The following is an 11792-nucleotide window of genomic DNA, read 5'->3' on the forward strand; positions in this document are numbered from 1 at the left end:
TGTTTTGCTTGAAACAGCCGGGCACTTAGCTGACCGGGACGCGATTCACCAATTCCCTCCCCTGCTCGAACGCCGTCAAACTCTCGATGGTCGTCCGCATAATCTGCCCGATGGCCTCGACGGTAAAGAACGCCTGGTGCCCGGTGACGATCACGTTCGGAAACGACACCAGCCGCTGAATGACGTCATCCGTGATGATCGTCGACGACAAATCCTGGAAGAACAGGCTTGCCTCCTGTTCGTACACGTCGATCGCGAGACCGCCCAGCTGCCCCGTCTTCAGCGCGGCAATCGCGGCCTCGGTGTCCACCAGTCCGCCGCGGCTCGTGTTCACAAGGATGCCACCCCGCTTGGCCCGCGCCAGCGACGTCGCGTTCACGATGTGGCGCGTCTCTTCCGTCAGTGGGCAGTGCAGCGAGACGACGTCGCTGCAGTCCAGCAGTTCGTCGATGCCGACGTAGCGTCCGCCCAGCGCCTCGAACGCCGGCGACGGATAGCGGTCGTGGCCGACCACCGTGCAGCCGAAGCCGGTCATGATGCGCGCGAAGATCGTGCCGATCTTGCCTGTGCCGATCACGCCCACGGTCTTGCCGTGCAGGTCGAAGCCCATCAGGCCGTGCAGATCGAAGTTGCCGTCGCGCGTGCGGGCGCTCGCGCGGGCGATCTTGCGGTTCACCGCGAGCAGCAGGCCCACCGCGAATTCCGCCACCGAGTGCGGCGAATAGTCCGTCACGCGCACGACCGCGATGCCGAGCCGCCCGGCCGCGGCCACGTCGATGTGGTTGTAGCCGGTGGAGCGCGTCGCCACCAGGCGTGTGCCCTGCTGCGCGAGCAGCGCGAGGACCTCTGCGTCGACCGTGTCGTTGACGAAGACGCAGACGGCGCCGCAGCCTGTTGCCAGGGCGGCCGTCTGAAGCGTCAGGCGATCTTCCAGGAAGCGCAGGTCGTGGCCGGCTTCCCGGTTGGCGTCCGACAGCATCGACTTGTCGTACGGACGGGCACTGAAGATGGCGGTTTTCATGACCGCCAGTCTAGCGCAATCAGGGAGCGAGACCCGCCATCAACGCATCGAGCGTCGCCTGGTCGCGCACCAGGCTGGTCTTGCGGTCGAAGATGCCGTCCGTCACACCGACGTCCCAGTAGAACGGCAGCACGCCGTTGGCGACGGCCGCCTTGACCACATGGGTATGGTAGTCATTGCGCGACTTGAGGTGCAGCGCCAGGGCATCGCCCGTCAGGTTCTTGCGCCGCATGGCGCTGAATTCTCCCAGCACGACGGGAATGCCCTTGTCGACGAATTTCCGCTTCAGGCTGGCGAACTGCGCATCGACGAACGCTTCCTCGCCAAACGTCGGATTGTGCTTCGTGTCCGTCTTCGAATGGTTGCCCGCGCCCCAGTAATAGGCCTGGTTGCCCCAGCTTTCGTCCTTGTCCATCATCACGAAATTATACGGGCCATAGAAGTGGATCTCGGCCATCATCCGGCCGGGTACCTTGTCGGCCGGCAGCGTGTGCATCAGCTTGACCGTCTTGTCGATGTCGGTGTCGGGCCCCTGCACGACCAGCACGCGGTAGGCGTTCCGGCCGCCGGTGGCGCGCACCGCGTCGACGAAGGTCTGGTGATAGCTCATCAGGACCGTGGCCGCCGGCGCGTTCGGCGCACCCGGTTCGTTGGCGCTGGCAAACATCACGTGCTCGTCGAAGTCGCGCAACGCCGTGGCGATCTGTTCCCAGTACGCCTTTTGCTTGGCATTGACGGCGTCCTTCTTGCCGGGCGTGACATTCCTCTCGAGCCAGCCGCCATCCCAGTGGACGTTGACGAGTACAACCATGTCGTTGTCGACACAGTACTGGACGACCTGCTTCACGCGATTGAGCCAGGCGGCGCTGATCTGGCCCGTCTTCTGGTCCGCGTACTGGTCCCACGACACGGGCAGGCGGATTGCATTGAATCCGGCTTTCTTGACGGCCTGGATCAGCGCATTCGAGACCTGGGGATTCTCCCATGCCGTTTCGCCGCCGATCGCCTCCATCGCATTGCCGATGTTCCAGCCGATGCGGATCGACGCCGCGATCTGTTGCGCATTGTGCGACATGCCCGTCATGTCGGCCGGTGCCGGGTTCGTGTTGTAGCTCGGATACGGGGCCGCCGCCGTCCGGGCCGTCGTTGCGGCGGCGGTGGCCGCGCCACTGCTGCCGCAACCCGCAAGCGACACCGCGAGCAACGTGATGCAGAACCTGGAGAAAACGCTCATCCGGGTCTCCACTTGAGAAGGCGCCCCCCTTACTTCGCCGCCAGGCCCGCCATCAGCGCATCCAGCGTCGCCTGGCCGCGCACCTGGTACGTCCGGCGATCGAAGATGCTGCCCGACTGGTCGTCCGGTGCCCCGATGTCCCAGAAGAACGGCTGCACGCCGTTGGCGCGGGCCTTCTTGACGACGTAGGTATGATAGTAGTTGCGCGACTTGAGGTGCAGCGCCAGGGCGTCGCCCGTCAGGTTCGTGCGCCGCTGGGCGGCGAACTCGCCGAGCAGGACCGGAATGCCCTTGTCGACGAACGCCGTCTTCAGGCTGGCAAATTGCGCATCGACGTAATCTTCCTCGCCCCATGTCGGATTGCGGTCGGTATCCGTCGTCGAGTGGTTGCCCGCGCCCCAGTAATAAGCCTGTTTGCCCCAGCTTTCATCCTTTTCCATCAGCACGAAATTGAACGGCGCGTAGAAGTGGACCTCGGCCATCATCCGGCCAGCCACCTTGTCGGTCGGCAGCGTCGGCATGTATTTCACCATCAGGTCGATGTTGGTCTCCGGGGCCTGCACGACCAGCACGCGGTAGGCGTTCTTGCCGCCGGTGGCGCGCACCGTGTCGACGAAGGTCTGGTGATAGCTCTTCAGGACATCGACTGCCGCCTTCAGCGTCGGCACGTCGGTATTCTGCTCATTGCCCGTGGCCGGTTCGTTGGCGCTGGCGAACATCACGTGCTCGTCGAAATCGCGCAGGGTCGTCGCGATCTGTTCCCAGTACGCCTTCTGCTTGGCATTCACGGCGTCCTTCCTGGCGGGCGTGATGTTCTTTTCCAGCCAGCCGCCGTCCCAGTGGATGTTGACGAGGACGACCATGTCGTTGTCGACGCAGTACTGGACGACCTGCTTCACGCGGGCGAGCCAGGTGGCACTGATCTGGCCCGTCTTCTGGTCCGCATACTGGTCCCACGCCACGGGCAGGCGGATCGCGTTGAAGCCGGCTTGCTTGACGGCCTTGATGAGGTCGTTCGTGATCAGGGGATTGCCCCAGGCTGTTTCGCCGCCGATGGCTTCCATCGTGTTACCGATGTTGAAGCCGATGCGGACCGAGGCTGCGATCTGCTGGGCGTCATGGGACATGCCCGTCATGTCGGCGGGGATGGGATTCGTGTTGTAGCTCGGGTACAGGCTTGTAGCGGGCGCGGGTGTGGGTGCCGGCGCAGGCGTTGGTGCCGGCGTTGGTGCCGGCGTTGGTGCCGGCGTTGGTGCCGGCGTCGGCATGACGGCAACCGGAGCAGTGGGCGCCGATGCGGAACCGCCACCTCCGCAACCGGCGAGCAGCACCGCGAGCAATGCGGCAGACAGCGTGGACAAGGCTTTCATGGATCTCCTCCAGGTATTTCTCATAAACCTGCAGAGTAGAAAGAACTTATGCCTTCAGGATAGCTATTGGCGGGGGATTGCTAACAATGTGCAGATTATTGAAGGAAAGTTGGAGGCTGTGTTAGCTGCGCGGGCTTTGCAGCGCGCGCCCTCGGCGCGCGGGGCCGTCCGCCTTGCGGACGGCAAATGGGCGATTCGGAGAGGGCCGGGCTCGTAGGCCCGGCCCTTCGAATCCCACCCCGCAGGGCGCGCAGGCGCCCTGCTCTCTCCGCCAAAACAAAAAAGGCCCCGATGGGGCCTTGTTTGTTCTGGCGGAGAGGGTGGGATTCGAACCCACGGTACGGTCACCCGTACGCCTGATTTCGAGTCAGGTACATTCGACCACTCTGCCACCTCTCCTGGTAACCGGTCGCTTGTATTCGCGTGAGGCCGCATTATAGACGGCCTCTCGGGAAAACGGAAGGGCTATTTGATTACGCCGCCGGCGCCAGACGCTCCAGCCCACCCATGTACGGACGCAGCACCTCCGGAATCACGACGCTGCCATCCGCCTGCTGGTAATTCTCCAGCACCGCGACCAGCGTACGGCCCACGGCCAGGCCCGACCCGTTCAGCGTGTGCAGCAGTTCCGGCTTGCCCTTGGCGTTGCGGAAGCGGGCCTGCATGCGGCGGGCCTGGAAGTCTTCGCAGTTCGACAGCGACGAGATCTCGCGGTAGGTGTTCTGCGCCGGCAGCCACACTTCCAGGTCGTAGGTCTTCGCGGCGGAAAAGCCCATGTCGCCCGTGCACAGCTGCATCACGCGGTACGGCAGGCCCAGGTTCTTCAGGATCGTCTCGGCCTGGCCCACCATCTCTTCCAGCGCGTCGTACGACTGTTCCGGGTGCGCGATCTGGACGAGCTCGACCTTGTCGAACTGGTGCTGGCGGATCATGCCGCGGGTGTCGCGGCCATAGCTGCCCGCTTCCGAGCGGAAGCACGGGGTATGCGCCGTGATCCTGATCGGCAGGGATTCCGCCGCGACGATCTCGTCACGCACCATATTGGTCAGCGACACTTCCGACGTCGGGATCAGGTAGAAATTCTCGCCCTCGCCTTCCGCGCCGCCTTTTTTCACGGCGAACAGGTCTTCCTCGAACTTCGGCAGCTGGCCCGTGCCGCGCAGCGAATCCGCGTTGACCATGTACGGGGTGTAGCACTCCGTGTAGCCGTGCTGGCCCGTGTGCGTGTCCAGCATGTATTGCGCCAGCGCGCGGTGCAGGCGGGCGATGCCGCCTTTCATCACGGCGAAGCGCGAGCCGGTCAGCTTGGTGGCCGTGTCGAAATCGAGGCCCAGCGGGCTGCCGACGTCGACGTGGTCCTTCACTTCGAAATCGAATGCGCGCGGCGTGCCCACCTTGCGGACTTCCACGTTGCCCGACTCGTCCTGGCCCACCGGCGTGGACGGGTGCGGCAGGTTCGGGATCGCGGCCATGAACTGGGCCAGCTTGTCCTGCACCTGGGCGAGCGCGGTCTCGTTGGCCTTCAACTCGTCGCCGATGCCGGCCACTTCCGCCATCACGGCGCTCGTGTCCTCGCCCTTGCCTTTCAGCATGCCGATCTGCTTGGACAGCGAGTTGCGCTTGCCCTGCAATTCCTCGGTGCGCGTCTGGATCGCCTTGCGCTCGGCTTCGAGGGCGTTGAATCCGGCGACGTCCAGCTGGTACTTGCGGCTCGCGAGACGTGCGGCGGCGTTGTCGATGTCTTTGCGGAGGAGTTGGATGTCTATCATTGTCGGGAATCTGCAGGGTGGGATATCGAAACCGCAATTGTACCAAGTCGTATGAGGTTCTCGCGCGCCGATCTTTCGGCTGGCACGGCAGTCCAATGCCGAGGAGAGAACCGCCATGGACGTCGATTGGGAATCGCTCTTCACGTTCAGCGTACCGCCGCTGGAACTGTTCGTGCGCGGCACGCTGACGTACCTGTTCCTGTTCTGCCTGTTCCGCTTCGTCGTGCGGCGCGACGCCGGGGCGCTGGGCCTCTCGGACCTGCTCGTGCTGGTGATCATCGCCGACGCCGCCCAGAACGCCATGGCGGGCGACTATATTTCCATCGTCGACGGTTTCCTCCTCATCGGCACCATCATCGGCTGGAGTTACGGCCTGAACTGGCTGAGTTTCCGCTTTCCCCGCTTCCGCCGCTTTGCGCTGGCGCCGCCGATCTGCATCATCAAGGACGGCGTCAAGCAGGACGCCGCGCTGCGCCGGGAACTGATCAGCGACGAGGAATTGCATGCGATGCTGCACGAGCATGAAGTCGACGACATCGCCCAGGTCAAGCGCGCGTGGCTGGAACCGGACGGCCAGTTGACGGTGCTGCGCCGGCGCGGCACACGGGAATCGTGATCAGTCCGGGTCGCCGCCGGCCCGGGCGTCGTCGTCGAGACTCCTCAGCCAGGCAAGCTTGTCCGCGATCTTCGCCTCGATCCCGCGCGGCACCGGCTGGTACCAGCCCGGCTCCGGCATGCCGTCCGGCAAATAGGTCTCACCGGCCGCGTAGGCGTGCGGCTCGTCGTGGGCGTAGCGGTATTCGTGGCCGTAGCCCAGTTCCTTCATGAGCTTGGTCGGCGCGTTGCGCAGGTGGACCGGGACTTCCCGCGACTTGTCCTTGTGCACGAACGCCATCGCGGCATTGAACGCGTTGTAGCCGGCATTGCTCTTGGCGGCGATGGCAAGGTAGATGACGGCCTGGCCCAGCGCGAGCTCTCCCTCGGGCGAGCCGAGGCGCTCGTAGGTCTCGACCGCGTCGTTCGCGAGCTGGATGGCGCGCGGGTCGGCGATGCCGATGTCTTCCCACGCCATCCGGACGATGCGCCGTCCCAGGTATTTCGGATCCGCGCCGCCGTCCAGCATCCGGCACAGCCAGTACAGCGCGGCGTCCGGATGCGAGCCGCGCACGGATTTATGCAGCGCCGAGATCTGGTCGTAGAAATTGTCGCCACCTTTGTCGAAGCGGCGCGCGTTCAGGGTCAGCGCGTTCTCGACGAATTCGCGCGTGATGTGGGTCGTCCGCGCGGTGTCGGCCGACGTCTTCGTCTGCTCCAGCAGGTTCAGGAAACGGCGGGCGTCGCCGTCCGCGTAGCCGATCAGGGTCTGGACGGCGATGTCGTCGAACTGCAGGTGCGACAGGCCGCCCTGCCCGCGTGCGCGCTCCAGCAGCTGGCGCATCTCGTCGTCGTTCAGCGCCTTCAGCACGTACACCTGCGAACGCGACAGCAGTGCCGAGTTCACTTCGAACGACGGGTTTTCCGTCGTCGCGCCGATCAGCGTGACGAGGCCGGATTCCACGAACGGCAGCAGCGCATCCTGCTGCGACTTGTTGAAGCGGTGGATCTCGTCGATGAACAGGATCGTGTGCTTCCCGCCCGCGAGGTAGTGCTCGGCCTGTTCGATGGAAGCGCGGATGTCCTTCACGCCCGACAGCACGGCCGACAGCGCGATGAATTCGCAGTCGAATGCATTCGCCGTCAGACGCGCCAGCGTCGTCTTGCCGACACCGGGCGGGCCCCACAGAATCATCGAATGCGGCCGGCCCGACTTGAACACGAGGTTCAGCGGCTTGCCCTCGCCCAGCAGGTGGGACTGGCCGATTACCTCGTCGATCGTCTTCGGGCGCAGGGCTTCCGCCAGCGGGGCGGCAGGTTCCGTCTTGAAAAGGTCATCCATGGGCGGCGTTGTTATTCTCCATCTTGCCTATATATGGCCGCGCCCACGAAAACGCAAGTGTTACTGATTTACGACCTCGGCACCCTTCGGCACGTCGAACTTGAACGTCTGCGCGCCCAGCGCCGGATTACGCTGGAAGCTCGTGAATTTCAGCAGCACGGTCTGGCCGAAGTTGTCCTTCAACTCCATCGCCTGCGGGATGCCGTCCTTCAGGCCGATGCCGATCTGTTCGAACGTCGTGTCCTTCGATTTCGGCGTCGCGTTCAGCCATTCCAGGCCATCGCGCGTGCCCGCTTCGGCCAGGGTGAAATTCTTTTCCAGGTCGTTGCTGCCGAACAGGATGGCAGCCGGCGAGCTGCCCAGCGCGCCGCCCAGCTTGCGCGTCGTGACCTGGTTCAGATCCTTGTCGTACAGGTACAGCGTCTCGCCGTCGGCCTGCAACAACTGCTCGTACGGCTTCTGGTACGTCCAGATGAATTTGCCGGGGCGCGCGAACACGAACGTGCCGCTGGACGTCTTGCCCGTCTTGGTCTTCTGGACCTGCGTCTGGGTGAATTCGCCGCGGGCGGACTTGGTGCCCGACACGAAGGATTTGAACTGGTCCAGCGCGGTGGCGTGGGCGACGCCAGCAATTAGAAAAGTGGTAGCGATCAGTGTTTTTTTAAGCATTCTCATTCCGCGTTCGTTGCAGGCACCAGGATGTCCCGGTTGCCGTTCGACTGCATCGGCGACACGATGCCGCTTTGCTCCATCTGCTCGAGCAGGCGCGCGGCGCGGTTGTAGCCGATGCGCAGGTGGCGCTGCACCAGCGAGATCGACGCCCGGCGGTTCTTCAGCACCACGGCCACGGCCTGGTCGTACATCGCGTCGGACTCGCCGCCGCCTTCGCCGGCCGGCACGCCGTCGGCACCGCCGCCGCTGCCATCCTCAGCCACGCCGCCTTCGAGGATGCCTTCAATGTAATTCGGTTCGCCCGTGGACTGGAGATGTTTTACAACTCGATGCACTTCATCGTCCGACACGAACGCGCCATGCACGCGGACCGGCAGGCCCGTGCCCGGCGGCATGTACAGCATGTCGCCCATGCCCAGCAGCGTTTCCGCGCCCATCTGGTCGAGAATCGTGCGCGAGTCGATCTTGGACGACACCTGGAACGCGATACGCGTCGGGATGTTCGCCTTGATCAGGCCCGTGATGACGTCCACGGACGGACGCTGCGTCGCGAGGATCAGGTGGATGCCCGCCGCGCGCGCCTTCTGGGCGATACGGGCGATCAGCTCCTCGACCTTCTTGCCGACCACCATCATCAGGTCGGCCAGCTCGTCGATGATGATGACGATCGTCGGCAGCTTATCGAGCGGTTCCGGCGCGTCCGGCGTCAGCGAGAACGGGTTCGGGATGTGTTCCTCGCGCTTGGCAGCTTCCGCGATCTTGCCGTTGTAGCCGGCCAGGTTACGCACGCCCAGCTTCGACATCAGCTTGTAGCGCCGCTCCATCTCGTTCACGGCCCAGTTCAGCGCGTGGCCGGCCTGGCGCATGTCCGTCACGACCGGCGCCAGCAGGTGCGGGATGCCTTCGTACACCGACATCTCCAGCATCTTCGGGTCGATCAGGATCAGGCGCACGTCGGCCGGATCGGCTTTATACAGCAGCGACAGGATCGTCGCGTTGATGCCCACGGATTTACCGGAACCGGTCGTACCCGCCACCAGCAGGTGCGGCATCTTCGCCAGGTCGGCGACGACCGGCTTGCCGGCGATGTCCTTGCCCAGCGCGACGGTCAGGCTCGATGCGCTGTCGCCATAGACCTTGGAGCCGAGGATTTCTGTCAGGCGCACGATCTGGCGCTTCGGATTCGGCAGCTCGAGGGCCATGTAGTTCTTGCCGGGGATCGTCTCGACGACGCGGATCGACGTCAGCGACAGCGAACGCGCCAGGTCGCGCGCCAGGTTGACGATCTGGCTGCCCTTCACGCCCGTTGCCGGCTCGATCTCGTAGCGCGTCACGACCGGGCCCGGATACGCGGCGACGACCTTCGCCTCGACGCCGAAGTCGGACAGCTTCTTCTCGATCAGGCGGCTGGTGAATTCCAGGGTGTCGATCGCGACGGTTTCCTGGACGGGCGGCGCCTCGTCCAGCAGCGCGAGCGGCGGCAGCGTACTGTCGCCGTGGACTTCGAACAGGTGCGACTGGCGCTCCTTCTCGGCGCGTTCGGAACGCGGCACGCTCGTCATCGCCGGCTCGATCTTGATCGGCGACGGGTTCGGTGCCGACGCCGGGGGCAGCGGCGACTTCACAGGCGCTGGCGCGCGCGGCGCGACGGGCGCCTCGTCCGGCTCGTCGAACGACGGCTCCCACGCGGACGGTGCGGCAGGCGCCTGCGCGTCGTCGATCTGCGGCTCGGCGCGGGCACGGGCCAGCTTCGCTTCGCCGCGCGCCTTCACCTTCGCCTTCATCTTGGCGAGGAAGCCCGGCGCCGGCGCCGCGTCCGCGTGCGGCTCGTCGAACTCGTCGTCGCGCGGGGTTTCGATGCGGACCGGCGAACCGGCATGTTTTTCCACGTACTTGGCGCGCTCGTGCACGACGACTTCGTCGCGCTTGTGCGCCGCCACTTCGCCGTAGCGGCGGTCTTCGCGGTCTTCGTAGCGCAGGCGGAACCAGTCCCACGTCGTCTCGACGGATTCGCCGATGCGCTCGGCCACGGCCAGCCACGACACCTGGAAATACCAGGAAAAACCGAGGCCGAACAACAACAGCAGGAGCAGGGTCGCGCCCGTGAAACCGAACGCCGTGTGGGCGGAATGGCCGATCAGCTGGCCCAGCACGCCGCCGGCCGCGCGCGGCAGCTCGACCTTCAAGGACCACATGCGGAGGTATTCGAGCCCTACGCTGCCGGCAAACATCAGCACGAAGCCGATCCAGCGGATCAGGGTTTCGCCCTGGTGCTCGGGCTCCTGTTCCGCTTCCTGCACGATGAACCGGGTATGCAGCCGTCGGTAGCCCTTCCACACGGCGCGCGTAAAGCAGACGCACAGCCACCAGGCGGAAAAGCCGAAAATGAATAACAATAAGTCGGCGAGCCAGGCGCCGGCGCGGCCGCCCAGGTTGGCGACGTGGGCGACGGCGTTCTCGTGCGACCAGCCCGGATCGGCCTTGTTATAACTGAGCAAAATGAGGACGAAATACAACAGCGCGACGGCCGTGGCCAGCCAGCGCGCCTCCGACAACAGGCGCACGAGCCGGTTCGGCAGCGGCTGGCGCGGCGGTCGCGGCTTGTGAGTATAGGTCGTGCTCGTCGATGGACTATTCTTGCTCATTGCGATGTGAAACGGTACTGCCGGGTAACAATTCCCCGAAGATGACCATTCTAAGCGATATAAGGCCGCGTTGGCCCCACGATTCATGCTTGTTTGCATCATCGACTATAATCCCGGGTTCAACGCCTCTTGATTCCCGCACTGCCCGGCCCCACTTTCCGGGCATCATCCAATAGAAGAAGTTCACACATGACCACTCGCAAACATGCCAAAGTCCTGATCCTCGGTTCCGGCCCCGCCGGTTACAGCGCTGCCGTGTACGCCGCGCGCGCCAATCTCAGTCCGATGCTGGTGACCGGTGTCGAGCAGGGTGGTCAACTGATGACGACGACCGACGTCGAGAACTGGCCGGGCGATCCGCTGGGTGTCCAGGGTCCGGAACTGATGCAGCGCCTGTTGCAGCACGCCGAGCGCTTCAATACCGAGATCGTGTTCGACCACATCCACACGACCTACCTGAACGAGAAGCCGATCCGCCTGGTGGGCGACTCGCACGAGTTCACGTGCGACGCGCTGATCATCGCGACGGGCGCCTCGGCCCAGTATCTCGGCCTGCCCAGCGAACAGGAATTCATGGGCAAAGGCGTGTCCGCCTGCGCCACGTGCGACGGTTTCTTCTACCGCAACCAGGAAGTGGCGGTCATCGGCGGCGGCAACACCGCGGTCGAGGAAGCGCTGTACCTGTCGAACATCGCGACGAAAGTCACGCTGATCCACCGCCGCGACAAGTTCCGCGCCGAGCCGATCCTCGTCGACCGCCTGATGGCCAAGGTCGCCGAAGGCAAGATTGCGCTGGAACTGAACCAGACGCTGGACGAGGTCAAGGGCGACCAGAGCGGCGTGACGGGCCTGCAGCTGAAATCGACGGATGGCAGCTCGACGAAGGAGCTCAAGGTGCACGGCCTGTTCGTGGCGATCGGCCACAAGCCGAACACGGGCATCTTCGAAGGCCAGATCGACATGCACAACGGCTACATCAAGACCCGCGGCGGCAGCGAAGGCATGGCCACCGCGACCAACGTTCCGGGCGTGTTCGCGGCCGGCGACGTGCAGGATCACGTGTACCGCCAGGCGATCACGTCGTCGGGTTCGGGCTGCATGGCCGCGCTGGATGCCCAGCGTTACCTGGAAGCCCTGGAGTAATT

The 11792-nt window shown here is 64.6% G+C and carries 9 protein-coding genes and 1 tRNA gene; 2 read left to right on the plus strand and 8 right to left on the minus strand.

Annotated features, from left to right (window positions below; all coding sequences use genetic code 11):
- Positions 1 to 25: 25 nt before the first annotated feature.
- The 5 genes from P0M04_RS31615 to serS form a co-directional block, all read right to left on the minus strand.
- Positions 26 to 1021 carry a 2-hydroxyacid dehydrogenase gene (locus tag P0M04_RS31615; RefSeq protein WP_259452539.1) on the minus strand — a complete coding sequence of 332 codons (996 nt, stop codon included), beginning with the start codon at positions 1019 to 1021 and terminating at the stop codon, positions 26 to 28.
- A gap of 19 nt (positions 1022 to 1040) precedes the next feature.
- On the minus strand, positions 1041 to 2255 hold the full coding sequence (locus tag P0M04_RS31620; RefSeq protein ID WP_259452538.1) for a glycoside hydrolase family 5 protein: 1215 nt from the start codon (positions 2253 to 2255) through the stop codon (positions 1041 to 1043).
- Positions 2256 to 2284: 29 nt separating this feature from the next.
- Positions 2285 to 3625: a glycoside hydrolase family 5 protein gene (locus P0M04_RS31625; RefSeq protein WP_259452537.1), complete on the minus strand. Its 1341-nt coding sequence runs from the start codon at positions 3623 to 3625 to the stop codon at positions 2285 to 2287.
- Between the two features lie 309 nt (positions 3626 to 3934).
- Positions 3935 to 4024 (minus strand) — tRNA-Ser (locus P0M04_RS31630).
- Positions 4025 to 4098: 74 nt separating this feature from the next.
- Positions 4099 to 5394 carry a serine--tRNA ligase gene (serS, locus tag P0M04_RS31635; RefSeq protein ID WP_259452536.1) on the minus strand — a complete coding sequence of 432 codons (1296 nt, stop codon included), beginning with the start codon at positions 5392 to 5394 and terminating at the stop codon, positions 4099 to 4101.
- A 115-nt stretch (positions 5395 to 5509) separates the two neighbouring features.
- On the opposite strand from serS, the gene P0M04_RS31640 reads away from it, so the two are divergent.
- Positions 5510 to 6010 (plus strand): DUF421 domain-containing protein, encoded by a 501-nt coding sequence (locus P0M04_RS31640; protein ID WP_259452535.1) that lies wholly within the window; start codon positions 5510 to 5512, stop codon positions 6008 to 6010.
- Here P0M04_RS31640 and P0M04_RS31645 read toward each other — a convergent pair whose 3' ends face one another.
- From P0M04_RS31645 to P0M04_RS31655, 3 genes are read right to left on the minus strand one after another with little or no spacing between them, the layout of a single operon-like run.
- Positions 6011 to 7330: a replication-associated recombination protein A gene (locus tag P0M04_RS31645; protein ID WP_259452534.1), complete on the minus strand. Its 1320-nt coding sequence runs from the start codon at positions 7328 to 7330 to the stop codon at positions 6011 to 6013.
- Positions 7331 to 7390: 60 nt separating this feature from the next.
- Positions 7391 to 8005, minus strand: coding sequence for an outer membrane lipoprotein chaperone LolA (lolA, locus tag P0M04_RS31650; protein WP_259452533.1), 615 nt, complete (start codon positions 8003 to 8005; stop codon positions 7391 to 7393).
- The gene (locus P0M04_RS31655; protein ID WP_259452532.1) at positions 8002 to 10647 is read right to left on the minus strand and encodes a DNA translocase FtsK; all 2646 of its coding nucleotides are present in this window, start codon (positions 10645 to 10647) and stop codon (positions 8002 to 8004) included. Before P0M04_RS31655 ends, lolA begins: the two co-directional genes overlap by 4 nt.
- A gap of 189 nt (positions 10648 to 10836) precedes the next feature.
- On the opposite strand from P0M04_RS31655, the gene trxB reads away from it, so the two are divergent.
- Positions 10837 to 11790, plus strand: coding sequence for a thioredoxin-disulfide reductase (trxB, locus tag P0M04_RS31660; protein WP_259452531.1), 954 nt, complete (start codon positions 10837 to 10839; stop codon positions 11788 to 11790).
- Positions 11791 to 11792 lie beyond the last annotated feature (2 nt).

The organism is Telluria mixta, assembly GCF_029223865.1.
GTDB classification, from domain to species: domain Bacteria; phylum Pseudomonadota; class Gammaproteobacteria; order Burkholderiales; family Burkholderiaceae_D; genus Telluria; species Telluria mixta.

Coding starts and splice junctions, on each gene's coding strand:
- P0M04_RS31625 (WP_259452537.1), bottom strand. CDS start 3,625: ATGAAAGCCTTGTCCACGCTGTCTGCCGCATTGCTCGCGGTGCTGCTC.
- P0M04_RS31655 (WP_259452532.1), bottom strand. CDS start 10,647: ATGAGCAAGAATAGTCCATCGACGAGCACGACCTATACTCACAAGCCG.
- lolA (WP_259452533.1), bottom strand. CDS start 8,005: ATGAGAATGCTTAAAAAAACACTGATCGCTACCACTTTTCTAATTGCT.
- trxB (WP_259452531.1), top strand. CDS start 10,837: ATGACCACTCGCAAACATGCCAAAGTCCTGATCCTCGGTTCCGGCCCC.
- P0M04_RS31645 (WP_259452534.1), bottom strand. CDS start 7,330: ATGGATGACCTTTTCAAGACGGAACCTGCCGCCCCGCTGGCGGAAGCC.
- P0M04_RS31615 (WP_259452539.1), bottom strand. CDS start 1,021: ATGAAAACCGCCATCTTCAGTGCCCGTCCGTACGACAAGTCGATGCTG.
- serS (WP_259452536.1), bottom strand. CDS start 5,394: ATGATAGACATCCAACTCCTCCGCAAAGACATCGACAACGCCGCCGCA.
- P0M04_RS31640 (WP_259452535.1), top strand. CDS start 5,510: ATGGACGTCGATTGGGAATCGCTCTTCACGTTCAGCGTACCGCCGCTG.
- P0M04_RS31620 (WP_259452538.1), bottom strand. CDS start 2,255: ATGAGCGTTTTCTCCAGGTTCTGCATCACGTTGCTCGCGGTGTCGCTT.